Annotated in this window: 17 protein-coding genes; 3 read left to right on the top strand and 14 right to left on the bottom strand. The window is 57.1% G+C overall.

What is annotated here, in order from left to right; translation table 11 throughout:
* The first annotated feature begins 5 nt into the window (after positions 1-5).
* Positions 6-1,937, top strand: coding sequence for a M48 family metallopeptidase (locus Q0Y21_RS04715; RefSeq protein ID WP_297792052.1), 1,932 nt, complete (start codon positions 6-8; stop codon positions 1,935-1,937).
* A gap of 5 nt (positions 1,938-1,942) precedes the next feature.
* Here the strand turns inward: Q0Y21_RS04715 and gspD are convergent, their stop codons facing one another.
* From gspD to Q0Y21_RS04685, 6 genes are all read right to left on the bottom strand, one after another.
* Complete coding sequence (gspD, locus tag Q0Y21_RS04710) at positions 1,943-3,898, bottom strand: type II secretion system secretin GspD (protein WP_297792050.1); 1,956 nt, start codon at positions 3,896-3,898, stop codon at positions 1,943-1,945.
* Positions 3,899-3,931: 33 nt separating this feature from the next.
* A complete protein-coding gene (locus Q0Y21_RS04705; RefSeq protein WP_297792048.1) occupies positions 3,932-4,789 on the bottom strand; it encodes a type II secretion system protein N in 858 nt (285 codons plus the stop codon).
* Positions 4,789-5,580: a type II secretion system protein N gene (gene gspN / locus Q0Y21_RS04700; protein ID WP_297792047.1), complete on the bottom strand. Its 792-nt coding sequence runs from the start codon at positions 5,578-5,580 to the stop codon at positions 4,789-4,791. The genes Q0Y21_RS04705 and gspN overlap by 1 nt, the downstream gene beginning before the upstream one ends.
* A 166-nt stretch (positions 5,581-5,746) precedes the next feature.
* Positions 5,747-7,399: a chaperonin GroEL gene (gene groL / locus Q0Y21_RS04695; RefSeq protein WP_297792045.1), complete on the bottom strand. Its 1,653-nt coding sequence runs from the start codon at positions 7,397-7,399 to the stop codon at positions 5,747-5,749.
* A 78-nt stretch (positions 7,400-7,477) separates the two neighbouring features.
* The gene (gene groES, locus Q0Y21_RS04690; RefSeq protein WP_297792043.1) at positions 7,478-7,765 is read right to left on the bottom strand and encodes a co-chaperone GroES; all 288 of its coding nucleotides are present in this window, start codon (positions 7,763-7,765) and stop codon (positions 7,478-7,480) included.
* Between the two features lie 196 nt (positions 7,766-7,961).
* Positions 7,962-8,489, bottom strand: coding sequence for an FxsA family protein (locus tag Q0Y21_RS04685; RefSeq protein ID WP_297792041.1), 528 nt, complete (start codon positions 8,487-8,489; stop codon positions 7,962-7,964).
* 120 nt (positions 8,490-8,609) lie between these two features.
* Between Q0Y21_RS04685 and Q0Y21_RS04680 the strand changes: the two genes are divergently transcribed.
* The gene (locus Q0Y21_RS04680; RefSeq protein WP_297792039.1) at positions 8,610-9,371 is read left to right on the top strand and encodes an SDR family oxidoreductase; all 762 of its coding nucleotides are present in this window, start codon (positions 8,610-8,612) and stop codon (positions 9,369-9,371) included.
* 185 nt (positions 9,372-9,556) lie between these two features.
* Here the strand turns inward: Q0Y21_RS04680 and Q0Y21_RS04675 are convergent, their stop codons facing one another.
* The 3 genes from Q0Y21_RS04675 to Q0Y21_RS04665 all read right to left on the bottom strand — a co-directional run bounded on the left by Q0Y21_RS04675 (position 9,557) and on the right by Q0Y21_RS04665 (position 11,874).
* On the bottom strand, positions 9,557-9,868 hold the full coding sequence (locus Q0Y21_RS04675; RefSeq protein WP_297792037.1) for an MGMT family protein: 312 nt from the start codon (positions 9,866-9,868) through the stop codon (positions 9,557-9,559).
* 110 nt (positions 9,869-9,978) lie between these two features.
* The gene (locus tag Q0Y21_RS04670) at positions 9,979-11,301 is read right to left on the bottom strand and encodes an MFS transporter (RefSeq protein ID WP_297792035.1); all 1,323 of its coding nucleotides are present in this window, start codon (positions 11,299-11,301) and stop codon (positions 9,979-9,981) included.
* A 90-nt stretch (positions 11,302-11,391) separates the two neighbouring features.
* Entirely contained in the window at positions 11,392-11,874 is a 483-nt protein-coding gene (locus Q0Y21_RS04665; protein WP_297792033.1) for a YajQ family cyclic di-GMP-binding protein, read from the bottom strand.
* A gap of 117 nt (positions 11,875-11,991) precedes the next feature.
* Here Q0Y21_RS04665 and Q0Y21_RS04660 point away from each other — a divergent pair, with 117 nt between their 5' ends.
* A complete protein-coding gene (locus Q0Y21_RS04660) occupies positions 11,992-12,963 on the top strand; it encodes a response regulator (protein WP_297792031.1) in 972 nt (323 codons plus the stop codon).
* A gap of 339 nt (positions 12,964-13,302) precedes the next feature.
* On the opposite strand, the gene Q0Y21_RS04655 is transcribed toward Q0Y21_RS04660, so the two are convergent.
* The 5 genes from Q0Y21_RS04655 to Q0Y21_RS04635 all read right to left on the bottom strand — a co-directional run bounded on the left by Q0Y21_RS04655 (position 13,303) and on the right by Q0Y21_RS04635 (position 19,112).
* Positions 13,303-14,514, bottom strand: a complete 1,212-nt coding sequence (locus Q0Y21_RS04655; protein WP_297792029.1) for an argininosuccinate synthase — start codon at positions 14,512-14,514, stop codon at positions 13,303-13,305.
* Between the two features lie 222 nt (positions 14,515-14,736).
* Positions 14,737-15,141, bottom strand: a complete 405-nt coding sequence (gene fliS / locus Q0Y21_RS04650; RefSeq protein WP_297792027.1) for a flagellar export chaperone FliS — start codon at positions 15,139-15,141, stop codon at positions 14,737-14,739.
* Between the two features lie 36 nt (positions 15,142-15,177).
* Positions 15,178-17,166 carry a flagellar filament capping protein FliD gene (gene fliD, locus Q0Y21_RS04645; protein ID WP_297792025.1) on the bottom strand — a complete coding sequence of 663 codons (1,989 nt, stop codon included), beginning with the start codon at positions 17,164-17,166 and terminating at the stop codon, positions 15,178-15,180.
* 257 nt (positions 17,167-17,423) lie between these two features.
* On the bottom strand, positions 17,424-17,864 hold the full coding sequence (locus Q0Y21_RS04640; protein ID WP_297792023.1) for a flagellar protein FlaG: 441 nt from the start codon (positions 17,862-17,864) through the stop codon (positions 17,424-17,426).
* Between the two features lie 72 nt (positions 17,865-17,936).
* Positions 17,937-19,112, bottom strand: coding sequence for a flagellin (locus tag Q0Y21_RS04635; protein ID WP_297792021.1), 1,176 nt, complete (start codon positions 19,110-19,112; stop codon positions 17,937-17,939).
* Between the last annotated feature and the right edge of the window lie 206 nt (positions 19,113-19,318).

Here is a 19,318-nt window from a genome sequence, read left to right as displayed (position 1 = left end):
TACCCATGGCTCATTCCGGTTTTTTCCAGCGCCAGGCCAGCGCCCGGCGCAATACGACCCTGCTTGTCGTCCTCTTCCTCGTCGCCGTGGTTCTGATTACCCTGGCGGTCTGCCTTGTGGGTTACTTTGTCACCCGCAGCGAGTCGTCCGGACTGGCTTTCCAGCAGTGGCTGCTCAGCCGTCATGGCGCCATGACGGCTGGCACCGTGGTCATTCTGATCATCCTGGGCTCACTGGTACGATGGGTGGACCTGGCCGGCGGTGGCGAGCGCGTGGCTAAAATGGTCGGCGCTCGCGAACTTGATCCGGACACCCGGGATGCGGGCGAACGCAAGCTGCGGAACATCGTCGAGGAGATGGCCATTGCCAGCGGTGTAAACGTGCCCCGTTTATATGTGATGGACCACGAAACCGGAATCAATGCATTTGTCGCCGGTTACACGCCGGGTGAGGCGGTCATGGTGGTGACTCACGGCGCGCTCACCCAGCTCACACGGGACGAGCTTCAGGGCGTCGTGGGACATGAGTTCAGCCACATACTCAACGGTGACATGCGCCTGAACGTGAGGCTGATCGCCATACTGGCCGGCATCCTGATGTTGGGGCAGATCGGTGGCTTCCTGGTTCGCGCCTCGTTCCACCGTTCAACCTATTCCTCGCGGTCACGGGATGGACGCGGGCAGGCTGCCATAGGCCTGATCGGCCTCGCCCTGATGGTAATCGGTTACATCGGGGTATTCTTCGGGCGACTGATACAGGCCGCTGTATCCCGCCAACGGGAAACCCTCGCCGACGCCTCTGCGGTCCAGTTTACACGCAACCCGGAGGGCATTGCCGGCGCGCTGTTCAAGATCGGCCTGAAAGGTGGCTATCTGGACACCACCAGCCACGCCAGCGACATGAACCACATGTGCTTCGGGGAGAGCGCCCGCATGAAACTGTCATCCCTGCTGGCCTCGCACCCTCCGGTAGAGGAGCGCATTCACGCTATCCAGCCTGGCATGCTGGCGCGCCTGCGCAGCCGCTTCAGGGATACCGAGGCGTCCCTGGACCTGTCCGAGGGACAAATGGCTCCCGCTGCCGCCAATACCTCCGGCTTTTCCGGCATGCACCGCAGTACCGAGAAACCAAAGACCGGATTCTCCGAGAACGTGGGCACCGTGAGTAAGGCCGGCGAAGACTATGCCATCGCTCTACTCGCACAGATCCCCCAGACCTTCCGCAATCTGCTTTACACCCGCGCCGGTGCCGTCCAGCTCTGCTACGCGCTGTTGATTCACAGCCTCCCCCGAGACGAGCAGAAAGAGGCACTGTCACGAATTACCCGGCACCCGCTTCTAAGCCCCCAAGGGGACATACTGGACAAATTTCTTCCTGCGCTCGAGAACCTGGGGGCGGCCATCCGTTTTCCTGCGCTGGAACTGGCCATGCCGGCATTACGAAAACTCGACCCGGAAGAAAGGGATGGACTGCATACCGCTGTACGACAGCTGATTGGCGCAGACCGGAAGGTCACCCTGTTCGAGCTGGCCATGAGCAGCTTCCTGAAACGCCACCTGATGCCTGAGTCTGCCCGAGTGGTGCCAGTACGATACCGCAGTTATAAAGCCGTACTACCGGCCCTGAAGTGCGTCATGAGCCTGCAGGCCCGAGCAGGTGCACGGGTCGGGGAGGACGCGGATAACCTTTACCGGGAAGCCATGGCAGGATTTGCCAGCCACGAGGAGGCGGGAACCCTGCAAGCGCGTGTATCACTGAAAGAGCTTCAGCAGGCACTGACCACACTGAACCAGCTCTCTCCTCTACTGAAGCCGGCGATCATCGACGCCGCTGGCCACTGTGTAACCCACGATGGCCGGGTGGATGTGACGGAATATGAAATGATGAGGCTGGTGGCGGATCAGCTGGATTGCCCGATGCCGCCACTGCCTGCCTGACCGCGTTACTGGATACGATCCGGACCGGGATTGAACAGGGTATCGATTTCAGGCTGTTGTCCGGGTTCAGGCAAGCCCAGCTTCTCCCGGACACCCAGGTTAACTTCCCACAAGCCATTATACTTCTCGGACGTCATAGCCACTGAATCAGCCTTGTCCAACAGAATCTTCGGGCGCAGGAATACCAGCAGGTTGCGCTTGATACGGCGCTCGGACTCAGAGGAGAACAACCGTCCAAGCAACGGGATATCACCCAGCAGGGGCACCTTGCTGCGGTTAATCAGCAGGTCGTCCTTCATCAGGCCACCGAGCACGATGGTTTCGCCATCATCCGCCAACACCGTGGTTTTGATCTCACGCTTGCTGGTCACAATGTCCGAAGCGTCTTCGACACTTTCCGCAATATTCTCGGTGGTCTGCTCCACCACCAGACGCACCAGACCGTCTGCACTGATGGTCGGAGTGACTTTCAGGGTCAAACCGATGTCGCGACGCTCAATGGTGGTGAAGGGATTCGTGGTGCCATCACCGGTTACCGTGGATTCACCGGTACGGAACGGTACGTTCTGGCCAACAATAATCTCTGACTCCTGGTTATCCAGGGTGATGATGCTTGGTGTGGACAGCAGGTTTGCCGAGGCCGAGGTCGACAATGCCTGAAGCAGCACCCCCCAGCTCACACCATTCTCGTTACGCTCTCCGGCACCCACGGTAATACCACCAGTGGCGGGAGCAATGATAGACTCGCTTATGATCGCGCCCAAAACGTCACCCAGGCTGCGTCCAACGTTGCCAAAGTTGGTACCGGCGACCGGTGTCGACTCGCCAGACTCATCCCCGACGGCAACCTGAACGCCAAGATCCTGCCCCAGCTCGTCACTGATTTCGACGATGGCCGCCTCAATCAAGACCTGAGCACGGCGAACATCCAGCTGCGCCACAATCTGTTCCGCTTCCTGCATCATGGAAGGTTCGCCCCTGACGACCAGGGCATTCAGCCCCTCATCAGCAAACACGGAAAAACTGGTATTTCGACCACGACCCGACTGGGCGGCACCTGATCCGTTCCCGGACGCCTCCTGAGCAAGTTCGCCCATAACGCCCTTCAGCAATTCGCTCAGGCCTTTCGCATCAGCATGCTTCAACCGAATAACTTTCGTGGTACCGCCGCTGGCCGACGGCTGGTCCAGCTTGAGAATCAGCCCTCTCATCTTGTCCCGGAAGGTCTCGTCTCCCCGGAGAATGAGGCGGTTGCTGCGTTCATCGGCGGTGACACTGTATTTGCGGGCGCCACGTTCATTACCACCCTGCCCCAGCTCATCAGGCGCCAGCTCCTGGAGCAGCTCCACCATGTCACCAACCCACGCCTCTTCCAGCTGAATAACTTCCACTTCGTACTTGGATGGGCTGTCCAGCTCGCGGACAATCTGCTCAATGCGGTTGATGTTCGCTGAATGGTCGCTAACAATCAGGGCATTGGCCGCTGCCACGCCAGCCAGATGACCATACTTGGCAACCAACGGCCGGAGGATCGGCACCAGTTCCAGGGCGTTGGCGTTATCAATCTGAATGACCCGGGTAATCAGTTGTTCGGAGGGAGTTTCCGTAAAGCGCTCAAGGGACTCGGCCGACTGCTTGGCGTCCACCTGCTGGACCACCTTGATCACCTCTTGCCCCGGGATTGCGGTGAAGCCATGCACCTGCAAGACCGCCAGGAACAGATCGTAGATTTCATCCTTGTTCATGGCCGCACTGGACAACACCGTCACCTTGCCTTTGACCCTCGGGTCCACCACAAAACTGTAGCCAGTGATGTCTGCCACCTGGGTCACAAACGCCCGGATATCAGCGTCTTTGAGGTTCAGTCGCCAGGTCTCTTCCTGTGCGTGGGCGAGAGACATCAGGGGCATCAGGAGGACCAGTACGATGGCCCGAAACAGATTCGTCTTATGGTTATACATCTGGCGATTTCGTCCTGTTATCGATGAACCCGATCAGCGCCACTGCTCGGGTATGGCATAGCTTACGGTAAGGGTGGAACCGTCCCGTTCAATTTCAATTTCCAGCTGGGACTCCGTGCGCCAGCTTTCCAACAACGATTTGTCCTGCTCAATATCACCCAGGCGCTGTCCGTTGATGGCAGTTATGACATCTCCGGGACGCAAGTTGACGGCATTAAGCATGGCACTGGAGCCATCATATACATAGCCCCCAGCGCCGGATTCATCTGCTGGTGACAACCCATAGGCCGCCAGTGCCGCCGCACCCTGAGTTTCCAGTTGATCCCGCGCGTTGGCTATAAACTCGTCGGGAGACGATTCTGCCGGTTCCGGTGGTTCATCCGCAACCAGCGAACCACCACTGCCCTGCTCTTCAAAGGCCAGGGATTCATACCGTCCATTCCGGCGGATGAGGATTCGTCCCGGTTCCACTTCTGCCAATTCGGCGTTACCCGGGAGCGCATCGCCCACCCGATAATGTTCTGTTTCGCCGTTACTTCCAGCAACTATAGCACCTGAGTCCTCCGGACGCTCCGCCAGCAACACCCCTTCCAGGCGTAATTTCAATCCGGTTTCGGGTGCTGAGCGGCGAATCACTTCAGCCACCCGATTCTCTCCCTGGGGGCGCCCGAATAGTTCGTAACTGGACACAGGTGTGTTCAGGGACGATTGACGCCCTTTGGTGCCCAGGCCGTCAATCCCGGCACTGGCAACCACCGGTTGCTCGTCCCACAGTACCAGCCAGGTGACCCGGGCCAGTGTCATGCCGAGATAGACCACCAGAGCCAACAGGACCAGATTGGCGAGCAACCTCGCGATACGTGCCTGCCGGTCAAACGAGAACGTCGCCATCAGAAGCCTCCGGGCAGCAACGGCTGCCGGACACGAAATACCACATCGTCGGGCTGGGCAGACCCCGACCATGGCTGATCCGCCAGATCAACCATACGCTTGTACACGCGCAACTCCATCGTTCCGTTCCACTGGATCCTGGCGTCGGCGGCCGGCCCCTGCCCTCCCTGCTCCTGCACGATCAGGGCGACACCATTGTCAGTCGTATCCAGATTTGCCTCCATCGGCGGAAAATCCGCGCGCCCCGTCTGGTTACCCATCGGCCAGGTCACCGGCCCGCCAGCCCAGCGACCATACCCACGGGCGTCCGCAAGGCGATTGTCTTTCCAGGCAACCTGCAGGCGGTCAATGGTGACGTCGCCTTCAATCATCGCGCCGCCGCTCTGGCGGATCAGATCCTCGAACTCTGACACGGCAATACGCCCTTGCGCATCCAGTTGGACGGCCCCCGGCCAGCCAACGGTGACGTCCCCCGCCAAACGTGATTGCGATGAGACAAGCGAGATCGACACCGGCCATTGCAGGGCAGATACCGATGGCCAACCAAGCGCCCAATCGGCACGGACCGGATAACCGGCGACCACCGCGGCTGCATCACCCTGCCAGACCGTACCGGAAACCCGCTGTACCTGCACCTGGGAAGGAAGAGTGATGTGAGACGATGCCTGATGCCAGATCCACCCGGCCGGAACCCAGACAACCAATGCCACCACGTAGACAAGCAGTCCAAGCAGCAAAAGCAACACGACTTTGCCGGGGCGGATAAAAGATGTGGATGCGGATTCAGTCATTCAGCGACACGTTTAAAATGAACCGGTTGCCGAGTCTAGCAAAGGGAATATGGCGGGTCATGAAACAAATGCATAAAGGCGAAGATTTTTAACAAAAAAACCCGCGCAGGATGATGCCTGCGCGGGTTTTCAGGGTCTCCGGCTTGCGGAGGGAGGTTGTGGGGGCTTACATCATGCCGCCCATGCCTCCCATTCCGCCCATGCCGCCCATGTCAGGCATGCCGCCGCCAGCTTTCTCGTCTTCCGGCTCATCGGCCACCATGGCTTCGGTGGTGATGATCAGGGAAGCAACGGAAGAAGCAGCCTGCAGCGCAGAACGGGTTACCTTGGCAGGATCCAGGATACCCATTTCCAGCATGTCGCCGTACTCTTCGGTGGCGGCGTTATAGCCGTAGCTGCCCTCACCTGCACGGATGTTATTGACGACAACAGATGGCTCGCCACCGGCGTTCTGTACGATCTGGCGCAACGGCGCTTCCATGGCACGACGCAGGATGTTGACGCCCGCTTTCTGCTCCTCGTTGATAGCATCGACCTTCTCCAGTGCGGCAATGGCACGGATCAGGGTAACACCACCACCGGCAACAACGCCTTCTTCCACCGCAGCGCGGGTGGAGTGCAGCGCGTCTTCAACGCGGGCCTTCTTCTCTTTCATTTCCACTTCAGAGCCAGCGCCAATCTTGACCACGGCAACACCGCCAGCCAGCTTGGCCACACGCTCCTGCAGCTTCTCTTTGTCGTAATCGGAAGAGCTGTCTTCGATCTGCTTGCGGATCTGCTCAACGCGAGCTTCAATGTCGCCCTCAGCGCCGGCACCGTTGATCACCGTGGTGCTTTCCTTGGTGATGTTGATGCGCTTGGCAGTGCCCAGGTCGTCCAGAGTGGTGTTTTCCAGGGTCAGGCCTACTTCTTCGGAAATCACAGTACCGCCAGTCAGGATGGCGATGTCCTGCAGCATTTCCTTACGACGATCACCAAAGCCAGGCGCCTTCACGGCGGCAACCTTGACGATACCGCGCATGTTGTTGACCACCAGGGTAGCCAGCGCTTCGCCTTCGATGTCCTCGGCGATGATCATCAGCGGCTTGCCAGCCTTGGCAACAGCTTCCAGTACCGGGAGCAGCTCACGGATATTGGAAACTTTCTTGTCAACCAGCAGGATGTACGGGTCTTCCAGCTCTACGGACATGTTGTCCTGGTTGTTGATGAAGTACGGGGACAGGTAGCCGCGATCGAACTGCATACCTTCAACCACGTCCAGCTCGTCTTCCAGGCCACGGCCTTCCTCAACGGTGATAACGCCTTCTTTGCCCACGCGCTCCATGGCGTCGGCGATGATCTTGCCGATGCTCTCGTCGCCGTTGGCGGAGATGGTGCCTACCTGTGCAATGTTACGGTTGTCATCACACGGCTTGGCCAGATCACGAATCGCCTGAACAGCAGCGATGGTGCCCTTGTCGATACCACGCTTCAGGTCCATCGGGTTCATGCCCGCAGAGACCGCCTTGATACCTTCGCGAACAATGGCCTGAGCCAGAACGGTCGCAGTGGTGGTACCGTCACCGGCGTTGTCATTGGTCTGGGAAGCAACTTCCTTGACCATCTGCGCGCCCATGTTCTCGAACTTGTCTTTCAGTTCGATTTCCTTGGCTACGGACACACCGTCTTTGGTGACGGTCGGCGCGCCAAAGGATTTTTCCAGAACCACGTTACGGCCTTTCGGGCCCAGGGTTACCTTGACCGCGTCCGCCAGGATGTTAACGCCTTCAACCATGCGTTTGCGGGCGCTATCACCGAATTTAACGTCTTTTGCTGCCATGTCTTCTATTCCTGTTCGTTAAACCGAATTCGTTGAATCAATCGGAATAATGAGAGTTCGTGCCGGTCGCTTTCGCGATCACTCAAGCACGCCGTAGATATCGTTCTCGCTCATGATCAGGAGCTCTTCACCGTCAACCTTTACGGTGTTACCGGCGTACTGACCGAAAACCACGGTGTCACCCACCTGTACCGCCAGAGCACGGGTTTCGCCATTGTCGAGGACCCGGCCATTACCCACGGCGATCACTTCACCCTGAGACGGCTTCTCTTTGGCATTACCCGGCAGCACGATGCCACCTGCGGTTTTCTCTTCTTCTTCCTTACGGCGCACGACAACACGATCGTGTAGCGGACGAATTTTCATTGCTCGGCTTCTCCAATAGTCAGATTAATGTGGCAATGACATTTGCTGTTTAAAAGTCGGATCCGCAACGCGTAATCCGACAAATTGCCCGGCTTGATAACCGCCTGTTTTACAGTGGATATCAGCCCGCAGCGAACTTGTGTCTTCTATTTGGGGTAGCGGGTAGGTATTTTCAACACCCGCGATAGAAATTTTTTTACTTTTTTTCGATGCGGTCGTTATCGCGCCTGGTTTCGTCGCGATACTCACCGTCTATGATGTCGCCATTGGCATCACGGTCGAATGGACGCTGCTGGCCAAAGGGGTTTTCACGGTTGCCGAAGGGCCCCTGTCCACCGCCGGCCTGGAAATGAAAGCTGCGGGTCTGGCCGGAGACCACCAGCCGTTTCAGCACCTGCGCGACAAACCAGTGCCGGGTACCCGGTATCAGGCAGAGGAATCCGATCGTGTCAGTAATAAAGCCCGGGGTCAGCAGCAGCGCACCACCCACCGCCAGCACCAGTCCCTCGGCCACTTCCTTTGCCGGCAGTTCACCGCTGTTCAGCCGCTGATTCGCCCGCAATAACGTCGCCAACCCTTGCTGACGCAACAACCAGGCACCCACCACCGCTGTCAGCAGGACCAGCCCTATGGTATTCAATACGCCGATCATGCCGCCGACCTTGATCAGCACCGCCATCTCGGCAATGGGCATGACAATAAAAAGAAACAGAAACACGGACAAAAGGGCCTCCTCGGTATCCGCCACCAGCCAAAACACTCTCTGATATACTCCGCGCACCAACAAGAAGCATTCGGATACACAGAAAACGTAAACCACTGTAGAACTTAGTTAGGGCAAAACATGAAACTTCAAGATTCCGTGATTGCAATTACCGGCGGTGGCCAGGGACTGGGCCGCGCCATGGCCGAATACCTGGCAGCCAAAGGCGTCAAACTCGCGCTGATCGACCTGATGCCGGAAAAACTGGAAGAAGCTGCCGAAGCCTGCAAGCAGGCGGGCGGTGATGCCAAAGTCTATGTTTGCAACGTAGCGAAAGAAGAAGACGTGGAAAGAACCTTTGCCGCGATCGCCTCTGACTTTGGTCAGCTGAATGGCCTGATCAACAACGCCGGCATCCTCCGTGATGGCCTGATGGTCAAAGCCAAAGACGGCGAAATCACCAAGCGCATGGAGCTGTCCCAGTGGCAGGCGGTCATCGATGTGAACCTGACCGGTGTTTTCCTGTGTGGCCGTGAAGCTGCAACCCAGATGATCAAGAACGGCGACCAGGGCGCGATCATCAACATCGCTTCCATCTCCCGCGCCGGCAATATGGGCCAGAGCAACTACTCCGCGGCCAAGGCCGGGGTGTCCGCTCTGGTTCCGGTTTGGGCGAAAGAGCTGGCGCGCTATGGTATTCGCTGCATGGGCATTGCCCCAGGCTTTATCGAGACCGAGATGACCGCGTCCATGAAACCGGAAGCCCTGGAGAAAATGACCGCCGGCATCCCGCTCAAGCGCATGGGCAAGCCGGAGGAGATTGCCTCGGCTGCGGCGTTTATTTTTGAGAATGACTATATGTCCGGTCGGATGATCGAGGTGGATGGGGCTTTGCGGCTCTGACCCTGTCTACGCTCCTGCCTTAGTGACTGGCCTCGCTTGGGGGGCTGGTCCCGGGGTGGAGGTACCTTTTCTTTCGGAAAAAGAACTCGCTGCGCTCAGACACCTTTGTTCCTGCAGAAAAGGTACCCCCACCCCGTGACCGACTTAACTTCGAGGGCAAGCCCCCATGACTCCAAGCCTGGGTGTTATGGCCGCCACTGGAAACGTTTCATGGACACCCGGCTGTTGAGGACTTCCACGCCTTCTTCACGCAAGCGGAAAACCTGGGTTTCGTAAGCTTCCGAGCCTTGCGGAAAGGCTATCTGGCCGGAACTGCGGATGACCCGGTACCAGGGGATGGAATGACCTGACGGCAGCTTCCCCAATGCGCGCCCCACAAACCTTGCCTGTCGTCCAAGTCCAGCCATGTCGGCAACCTGCCCATAGCTGGCAACCGAGCCCGGCGGTATTGAAGCCACAACCTGCCAGATTTTTTGCTCTTTAGTAGGTTCAGACATGATTGGCTCTTTTCAAAAACTAACGGCAGTAAATCCAGCCCACACTGACCAGTCAGATCGGTCCAGGGGTGGGGTGCCTTTTACCCCACCCCTGGACCATCCCCCAAAGTTCACCGGGGCTCAGGAATACCCTCAGACTCCTCATTGCGAGGCGCCAAAGCATCCAGCCGAGCACCCTGGCGGATCATGTAGATGGCCAGGAGGATGGCAGGGACACCCATGAAGCCGGCGACGAGGAAGAACTGCGCGTAGCCGAAGTCCGCCACCACAATGCCGGAGAAGCCGCCGATGAACTTGCCCGGCAGGGTCATCAGGGAGCTGAACAAGGCGTACTGGGTGGCGGTAAACGACGCACTGGTCATGCTGGACAGCCAGGCAATGAGTGCCACGTTAGCGATGCCGCCGCTCAGGTTGTCGGCGCTGACCACGGCAGCCAGGGTGATGATATTGGGCGGGTACTGGGCCAGTACGACAAACAGCAGATTGGTGGCTGCGGTCATCACTGCCCCCAGCAACAGGATACGACGCACCCCGTAGCGCACCACCATGACGCCGCCAATCAGCGAACCGGTGATGGTCATGAAGAAGCCAAATATCTTGGTGACATCCGCCACCTGGGTTTTGGAGAAGCCCATGAAATCCAGGTAGAACGGGTTGGCCATGACACCCATGGCGATGTCGGATATGCGATACACCGCCACCATCAACAGGATCAGCAGGGCCAGCTCTTTATAGCGGTGGAAGAAGTCCAGGAATGGCCCGGCCACGGCGGCGTAGAACCAGCCCACCAGGCGGGCCACCCGGGGGTTCAGGTGAGTGCGCTTACTGGCCTCCTCCTCAATCTTGTGGGCAATGTCCTGGGCCGCGGCAAAGTGGTTTACCTTTGGCTCGCGCACGATCAGCACCGTAACCGCGCCAACGCCTACCAACAGTGCCATGACTTCGTAGGACACCTGCCAGGACCAGAACTCGGCCAGATACAGTGCCCCGGCACCGGCCACCAGCAAGGCCAGTCGGTATCCGAAAATATAGGTGGCCGCCAGCGCCGCCTGCAGCCGTTCCTCGGCGATTTCAATTCGGTAGGCGTCGATCGCCACATCCTGGGTAGCAGAAGAAAACGCCACCAAAAGACCACACAGCGCCATCATTTCGGGGGCGGCGATGGCATCCACATGAGCCATCAGGTAGAGGCCGGTGGCGATGCCAGACTGGGCCAGCAGGATCCAGCTACGGCGCTTGCCCAGCAACCGATCCAACAACGGCAGCTTCAACCGGTCCACCACCGGTGCCCAGAACACCTTGATGGAATAGGTGATGCCCAGCCAGCTGAAGAAACCGATGGTGGCGGTTTCCACGCCTACGTCTGCCAGCCGCGCGTTCAGCGTGGAAAACACCAGCAGGAACGGCAGGCCAGCAGAAAAACCCAGAAACAACAGGGCAAGGACCTGCCAACGGGTGTAGGTGTAGAGCGTATCCCTGAGCAGTGCCAGGCGTGTACCGGATAAGATGGTGCGGCCTCCGGGTCAGTCGCGGAAATTGTTGAACTGCAGGGGAATATCCAGCTCGGCTTCTTTCAGCGTGGCGATGGCCGTTTGCAGGTCATCCCGCTTCTTGCCCGTCACCCGAACCTTGTCACCCTGGATACTGGCCTGCACCTTGAGCTTGGCGTCCTTGATCATCTTGACGATTTTCTTCGCCATATCGGTTTCGATGCCCTGCTTCAGCAGGAGGTGTTGCTTGACCAGCTTGCCAGCTTTGCTTTCGCCGTCCTCGGACAGAGCGCGGCTGTCGATATTGCGTTTGGCGAAGGCCATCCTCAGCATGTCCAACAGTTGCTCCAGCTGGAACTCCTGTTCGGCACTGATGGTAATGCCCTTATCATCGTGCTCGATATCCGCTTCCACGTTCTTGAAATCCCAACGGTTGCCCAGCTCCCGCTTGGCCTGGTCCACCGCGTTGGTGACTTCGTGCATATCAATTTCAGAAACAATGTCAAAAGAGGGCATGGTCGTTATTCTCCGCAAAACGTAATGGGTATACTCTAGCCACGTAAATAAGGGCAGAGCATAGCAAGACCCGCCCGTCACCGCATCTGACAATGGACTGACAAGAAGTAGACGACAATGCCAAATCTGGATCTCCCCATCCTTGTAGTAGACGACGCAAAGTTCAGCAGTATGGTGGTTGGGCGCACTTTGCGAAATGCCGGATATCGCGACGTACGTGTCGCCAACAACGCTCCGGCCGCGCTCGAATTGATGGACCAGCGCCCGGTCAGCGTGCTGATTGCCGACTGGCTGATGCCGGAAATGGACGGTCTGGAGCTGACGGACCAGGTTCGCCAGCAGGACGAGCAGAACAATCACTATACCTACGTAATCCTGCTCACCGCCCGCGAGAGTGTTGAAGCCCTGTCCGAAGCTTTCGACCGGGGCGTGGACGATTTCATCTACAAATCGGACATGACCAAACAGCTGATCCCGCGGGTATTTGCCGCAGATCGTCTGGCGGACCGGCAGAATACCCTGTTACGAGCCAATTCCCTGCTGATCGAGAATAATCGCGATCTGGAAGAAACCAACATCATCGACCTGGAAACCGGGCTGTGTAACAACAAATACGCCCGTGGGCGGTTGGCTAAAACCTTGCGCCATGCAGAAGCCCGTAACGGATCGACGGCGTATGTGCTGTGCGGCATCCGTAACTGGCAGGAACTCAAGCGCAAGCACCCGCCGTCGGTGATGAGTGAACTGGCCATTGGCATTGCCCGCCGCCTGAGCCATCTGATTCGCCCGATGGATGCCCTGTGCCGGGTGGGCGACAACCAGTTTGCCATCGTGGCCTATTTCCCCCGCAGCGAGAACTGCACCACTGCAACCTTCCGGCGGGTATTTGATGGCATCAACCATAAAGCGCTGAAAACCACCGCCGGGTATATCTCCGTGGAAGCCGGCATGGTGTTGTGCAAGTCCGATGCACAAAGCGGCACGCCTTCTGTGCCGGAGGTCGAGCAGGCTGCGGTGCACGGATTGGTGGATGCCTATGAGACGCGGCGGTTTACGGAGACAACGCCGGAGGTGATGGAGAAGGCTTGAAAACAATGATGCCGTATTAGCGAAGCGTAATCCGACATCACACTCGGTAACACGGCATCACACATCACCAACAGACCTGAGAGTTCGAAAGCCCTATTATGAAATCGTGGATTCAAGCAGTATCCCCCATGGCGGAGGAGCCGGGTAGTACCTCCGCCGCAGTATGGGAGAAGGATCCATCGAATTAACGAATTTTTCAGGCACTTTCGTTCTTTCCTTTTCTTGGCCAGCTACTTAGCTGGCCTTTTTATTGGGCGACAGTGAACGGGATTCCCGCCAGACAAAAAAACGCCCGGACGATGCCGGGCGTTTCTGCAACTGCTGATCAAGAGGTGAGCCTTACAGCTTCCGCCCCTTACCCGCAGCAATACGCAACCGCAACGCATTCAGCTTGATAAAGCCTTCCGCGTCCTTCTGGTCATACGCGCCCTGATCTTCTTCGAAGGTCGCGATCTTCTCGTCAAACAGCGAATCGTCGGACTTACGGCCGACAACATCCACATTGCCCTTGTAGAGTTTCAGGCGCACGGTGCCGTTGACGTAGGCCTGGGTCTGGTCGATCAGCGCCTGCAGCGCCTCACGCTCCGGTGACCACCAGTAACCGTTGTAGATCACTTCCGCATAGCGCGGCATGATGCTGTCCTTCAGGTGGGCCACTTCGCGGTCCAGGGTGATGGACTCGATCGCCCGGTGCGCGCGCAGCATGATGGTACCGCCCGGAGTCTCGTAACAACCGCGGGACTTCATGCCCACGTAGCGGTTCTCAACGATGTCCAGACGCCCGATGCCGTTCTCACCCGCCATCTTGTTCAGGGTTTCCAGCACCACGTGGGGCTTCATTTCCTGGCCATCGATGGCGACGATATCGCCCTGCTTGTAGGTCAGCTCAACGTAGGTTGGCGTGTCTGGAGCGGCTTCCGGCGACACACTCCAGCGCCACATGTCTTCCTCGGCTTCCGCCCAGGGATCTTCCAGGTTGATGCCTTCGTAGGAGATGTGCAGCAGGTTCGCATCCATGGAGTAAGGGGACTTGCCCTTCTTCTTCTCCACCGGGATGTTGCGCTCGTCGCAATAGGCCAGCAGCTTCTCACGGGAATTCAGATCCCATTCACGCCAGGGAGCAATCACCTTCACGCCCGGCTTCAGCGCGTACGCGCCCAGCTCGAAACGCACCTGGTCGTTACCCTTGCCAGTAGCGCCGTGGGAAATAGCATCCGCGCCGGTTTCATTGGCAATCTCAATCAGACGACGGGAAATCAGAGGGCGGGCAATAGAGGTGCCCAGCAGGTACTCACCTTCATAGATGGTATTGGCGCGGAACATCGGGAACACGTAATCGCGCACAAACTCTTCGCGCAGATCCTCGATGTAGATTTCCTTCACGCCCAGCGCCTTGGCTTTCTCACGCGCCGGTTCCACTTCCTCGCCCTGGCCGATGTCGGCGGTGAACGTCACCACCTCACAGTTATAGGTATCCTGCAACCACCGAACGATGACGGAGGTATCCAGGCCACCGGAATAAGCCAGCACCACCTTTTTAATATCAGACATGCCCTTGCTCCAGACTGAACAGAATGGATGTATTGAAAATAAGGGCGGTATTGTACGGGAGAGCGGGGGGAATGGCTATTGGAAGGAAGGTTTAGCTACCCCCTCTCCCCAACCCCTCTCCCGCCAGGGGAGAGGGGCCAAATAGAGATACCCGCTCACCTCGGCGGATGAACTCCCCTCTCCCCTCGCGGGAGAGGGGCCGGGGGAGAGGGGGTAGCTTCTTCAACCGGCAGCCTGAGCCTGCTGAGCAACGACCTCTTCACGGATGCCATCCCAGCCGTCTTTGACAGAGCGGAGCAAGCTAGCCACTTCGTCCAGCTTCTCAACGCTATTTCTCGCACTGGCCTCAAGCAGAGTCCGCTCCATGTAGTCGTAGAGCGATTCGAGCTGAAGCGCCAACTCACCACCCTGGTCAAAGTCCAGGAAGCTTCTCAGCCCACCAATAATCTCGATGGTTTTTGAGATGAGACGTCCTTTACCCTCAATATCTCCAGCCTGCATCCGTGCCTTTGCCATATTGATGCGCTCGAGCGCGCCGTTGTACAACAACTGGATTAGCTTGTGCGGGTCCGCATCAGTGATGCTGGTTTGAGTATTAACCCGCTGGTATGCCTGTAAACCGTTCATAGGTAACCTCTTTATTCGCTCGTAAAGCAATAACTATCAATTACTATTGCGATTGTTCTGTGGCGCCAATGCTGCAAGCTGCTGGGAAACATAGTCCCGGGTACTGTTCAGCTGGGATATCAGGGAATCCGCGGCTGAAAACTGGCTGACCAGGCGTTCACGATAAGATTCGATCCGTTCTTCAAGCCTGACCCGATTCTCCTGTATCTGCTCCAGTTCCCGGTTCAGGCTATCAGTCCGGGACTCGAGGGCCCCATCGGCGCCGACGAAACTGGACACCAGGTTAACGGTGCGCTCGGCCACACCTTCAATAAAGGTGATAGATCCTCGACTGCCTGTTGTATCGCCGAGAATCCGAGCCTGCAGGCCCGAAGCATCCCCATTCCCACTACTCAGAAATAACACCTGCCCGTCACCTTCCGCTGCACGACCGTCAATCGTTCCGGCAACATCCACACCTGCAGTATTGGTAACCGAATCCAGGCCAAAGGTAGCGGCATTTTCCGCAGACGTGAGAGAAACCGCAGAGTCACTTCCGTACTTTGACGAGGTGAAACTCAGATTACCGCCCGCATCAAGCTCAGCCTTTACAGACGTGCCCGCAGCATTGAGAGCATTATTGGCGTTAAGCTGCGACTGAATCTCATCCACCAGATCCTGGGCAGTTGTGTAGGTCTGCTGGGTCAACTGCAGGCTTACGGACGTTTCCCCGTTAACCTGCAATGTCAATTCGTCATTGCTGCCATCAATCACAATTCCGTCGGCCAGGGCACTATTGGCGAGGAGGTTTCCCTGAGAGGCTGTCTGTGTGACGTTGATGTCATAGGTGCCCGGCTGAGTCGCGGAGCTACTACGAACAAACTCTACCTGACTGTCGGTCGCACGACCCTGCTCCGCAAACAGCGCGGTGACATCATCCGGATTGTTCTTGAGCTGCTCCTCAAATTTCGTCCGGTCGAACTCGAGCCCGCCAGTTTCAATATTGGTTGTGATTCCTACGTCCGCGAGACTGCGAACACTGCTATTTTCAAGGCCGGGAACAACACGGGTCAGTACCTGACGCAACTGGTTCTGAATGCCACGGACAGTGCTATCACCGGTAAGCAAACTGCCCCTGCCGGCTTCTGCGTTAAAGCCCGCAAGGCTATCGATCGTTGACTGCAGAGAGTTGAACTTATCAACGAATCCCTGAACCCGATCCGCAACCGCTCCTAAATCCTGCTCCACCTTAACGGTAGAGGTGCCGGTACCCGTGATGTCGAAGGTCAGACCATCAATGACATTCTCAAATTTGTTGGTAGAGCGTGTTATCTCCACCCCGTTGATTTTCATTACCGCGTCGGTAGCGGCAATTGTCTGCTGCAGCCCTGCGCCAGCATCCATCCCGGAATTAAAAGCAAAACGGGAGAGACCCTCGGCATCCGTATCAGTGCCCCCCGAATCGCCGGATACCGAAATACTGACAGCATTGGCGGTTCCGGTTTCATCGGCGGACAGGACCAGTTGGAAACCGCTACCGGTATCGATAACACCCGCAGACACACCCGCATCAGAGTCATTGATAGCGTTCGCCAGACCCTGAAGAGTATCGTTGCTGCTATCAATCGTGACATTGGTTATCTTATCTCCGACATTAAGCGTCAGAGTGCCTTGCCCGACACTGGTCGAATCGCGATCACCAAACACGTCGTTGGACGCGAGTGCCTGCGCGCTGGCCAGGCTGGTCACCTCCACACTATAGGTGCCACGGTTAGCCTTGGCACTGTCGACGGACACTCCAATCGCTTCATTGGACGAGGATGCAGAAAAGGCCTTCAGGTTATCCGGCGCGCTAAGCTGACGCATGGGCAGGCGCAGCTCAGTCACAGCGCTTCGCAGCTTGCCGTAGGCTGAAATCAGCGCCTCGGAACGCTGCTGGTTAAAATTCAGCCGCTGCTCTGTGGGCTTACGCTCCGCCGCAACCAACTGATCCACCAGATCAGAGGTAAGAACTCCGGAACCAATGCCTAACGATGAAATTGCCATAACCCTGTCTCCTCAAGGGAGCGAAATTCGCTACTGATCAGTTTATCGGCAAAAGGCGGCAAAACTTTGCCCTTTCTCCCTACCTTTTTTGTAACACCGCGTAACTGACGCTCTCACTTCCCCTGCTCCCCCCGCGAGAGAGGGGGAAAGGGGAGAGGGGGAAATAATCCCTCTAAAACGCAGAACACCGCCGGCCCTCTCAGGTGCGGCGGTGCTGAAATCCCGTCATTCGCATCAGCTATAAAAGCGGCAAGCCCTCACACCTTGATGTTAAACAACGTCAGCGGTTCATCCTGCTGCAAGTTCTCTGCCAACCTCAATGCAACCTCATCCGGAATCTGCCGAATCACTTCCCGGGTAGACTGATCGACTACTTTCACAATCGTCTGCCCCAGATCATTATCCACTTCAAACTGCAGATCCCGCTGGACGTTCTGAACAAAGTCGTTCAGCTGCGACACCGCGTCATCCAGTTGCTCCCGCTGGGCTTCGTTACGATTCTCAAGCCGCTCGGCTTTAGAAGGCTCCTGAGCCTGGATGGGAGACTGGGCACGATCCACACGGCCAGCCGGTGAAGGTGCAACCTGGGCTGAGGCATTCCTGCCTTCGGCCTGAGATGACGACATTGCCCTTACCGGCGTCTGATCACTGGAACGAACCAGCTTGAGATCCGGGCTGTTCAGGTTAACGTCATTCATAGCTTTACCTCGCTATCCTCAAACGGCGTAAACCGGGGCCCGAAAGCCCCGGCTTGTACCGCTATGCCCCGATTACTGCAGGAGGGACAGAACCTGCTGAGGCCGTGCGTTGGCCTGTGCCAGTACGGAGATACCGGCCTGCTGCAGCACCTGGGACTTGGACAGCTTCGCAGTTTCTGCGGCGAAGTCGGCGTCCAGGATCCGGCCACGTGAAGCCGACAGGTTTTCAGAGGTTGTTTGCAGATTCGAAATCACCGAATCGAAACGGTTCTGAACAGCACCCATGTCTGCACGGGATGAGTTAATCTCCGTGAGCGCCTCATCCATCACTGCCAGGGCTTGTTGAGAACCGAGGAATGAAGAAATGTCGACGTCCTCCAGCTTAGTCTTGGCTGTAGGGTCAGCGAATGTTCCGGTGACAGTGCCGTTAGCTGCGGTAGCGGAATAAGTAATGGCGGTAGCTGTGTCGCTTCCTTCAATGGATTTAACGTTGACTTGACCAGCAACATCCGCGTCCACCTCGGCCGCCACACCGATCTCTGCGGCATTATCATTGATCGCAGCAGATATTTTCTCAGCCATCGCTGTTTGCATTTCTGCAGCGGTACCAGAGTTTGCGGCAACAGTAAGGGTGCCAATGTTGGTGCCATTGACAGTCACATCCGTCAAAGTATAGTCAACTGTGGGATCAGTCGGCACGCTAGCTGCTATGGTTCCTTCAGCGAGAAAAGTTCCGCCTAAAGTGTCAGCCTTCGCATTCGCTACAGAGTTGATGGAAATCAATTGACCAGCATTGGCCCCTACCTGGAATGACTTTCCGTTAAAAGATCCATCCAGAAGTTTCGTACCGTTGAAATCGGTTTGCGACGCTACCCGATCCACTTCACTGGTAAGCTGATCAACCTCAGCCTGCAATGCCTCACGATCACTTGCAGAGTTCGTCGCGTTTGATGATTGCACAGCCAGTTCACGGATACGCTGCAGGTTGTTACCAATTTCTACCATGGCACCTTCGGCAGTCTGAGCCAGAGAAATACCATCGTTCGCGTTGCGTGCCGCTACATCCAGACCACGAATCTGGGTGCTGAATCGCTCCGCGATTGCAAGGCCAGCAGCATCGTCTTTGGCAGAGTTAATCCGAAGGCCAGAGGACAAGCGCTCCAGCGCCTGATTGCTCAGATCCTGAGACTTCTGAAGCTGATTCTGTGCAGACAGTGAAGCCACGTTAGTGTTAATACCGAGAGCCATATTGCTTCTCCTTCGACATATGTCGTTATTTCATGGAAAAGGTGTGGCGCCCGTTTCAGTTGGGAGCGCCTCCCTGTTGCTCTGCTTAACGGCGCCCCCAAACGTTACTTTAGAAAAAAAACCAGAGATTTTGTTAAGGATTGTAAAAAGGCTAAAAAGCGGCAATACGCTTCCGACGAAAAACGCCAACATCTTGGCAACAGAAA

It is taken from the genome of uncultured Marinobacter sp. (assembly GCF_947259545.1).
GTDB lineage: Bacteria > Pseudomonadota > Gammaproteobacteria > Pseudomonadales > Oleiphilaceae > Marinobacter.
Note: the sequence above shows the minus strand (reverse complement) of the source record. Positions and strands in the feature narration are given on the sequence as shown.

Bases quoted from the DNA above. Each gene is read 5' to 3' on its own strand.
- Q0Y21_RS04715 (WP_297792052.1), top strand. From the start codon at position 6: ATGGCTCATTCCGGTTTTTTCCAGCGCCAGGCCAGCGCCCGGCGCAAT.
- gspD (WP_297792050.1), bottom strand. From the start codon at position 3,898: ATGTATAACCATAAGACGAATCTGTTTCGGGCCATCGTACTGGTCCTC.
- Q0Y21_RS04705 (WP_297792048.1), bottom strand. From the start codon at position 4,789: ATGGCGACGTTCTCGTTTGACCGGCAGGCACGTATCGCGAGGTTGCTC.
- gspN (WP_297792047.1), bottom strand. From the start codon at position 5,580: ATGACTGAATCCGCATCCACATCTTTTATCCGCCCCGGCAAAGTCGTG.
- groL (WP_297792045.1), bottom strand. From the start codon at position 7,399: ATGGCAGCAAAAGACGTTAAATTCGGTGATAGCGCCCGCAAACGCATG.
- groES (WP_297792043.1), bottom strand. From the start codon at position 7,765: ATGAAAATTCGTCCGCTACACGATCGTGTTGTCGTGCGCCGTAAGGAA.
- Q0Y21_RS04680 (WP_297792039.1), top strand. From the start codon at position 8,610: ATGAAACTTCAAGATTCCGTGATTGCAATTACCGGCGGTGGCCAGGGA.
- Q0Y21_RS04675 (WP_297792037.1), bottom strand. From the start codon at position 9,868: ATGTCTGAACCTACTAAAGAGCAAAAAATCTGGCAGGTTGTGGCTTCA.
- Q0Y21_RS04665 (WP_297792033.1), bottom strand. From the start codon at position 11,874: ATGCCCTCTTTTGACATTGTTTCTGAAATTGATATGCACGAAGTCACC.
- Q0Y21_RS04660 (WP_297792031.1), top strand. From the start codon at position 11,992: ATGCCAAATCTGGATCTCCCCATCCTTGTAGTAGACGACGCAAAGTTC.
- Q0Y21_RS04655 (WP_297792029.1), bottom strand. From the start codon at position 14,514: ATGTCTGATATTAAAAAGGTGGTGCTGGCTTATTCCGGTGGCCTGGAT.
- fliS (WP_297792027.1), bottom strand. From the start codon at position 15,141: ATGAACGGTTTACAGGCATACCAGCGGGTTAATACTCAAACCAGCATC.
- fliD (WP_297792025.1), bottom strand. From the start codon at position 17,166: ATGGCAATTTCATCGTTAGGCATTGGTTCCGGAGTTCTTACCTCTGAT.
- Q0Y21_RS04640 (WP_297792023.1), bottom strand. From the start codon at position 17,864: ATGAATGACGTTAACCTGAACAGCCCGGATCTCAAGCTGGTTCGTTCC.
- Q0Y21_RS04635 (WP_297792021.1), bottom strand. From the start codon at position 19,112: ATGGCTCTCGGTATTAACACTAACGTGGCTTCACTGTCTGCACAGAAT.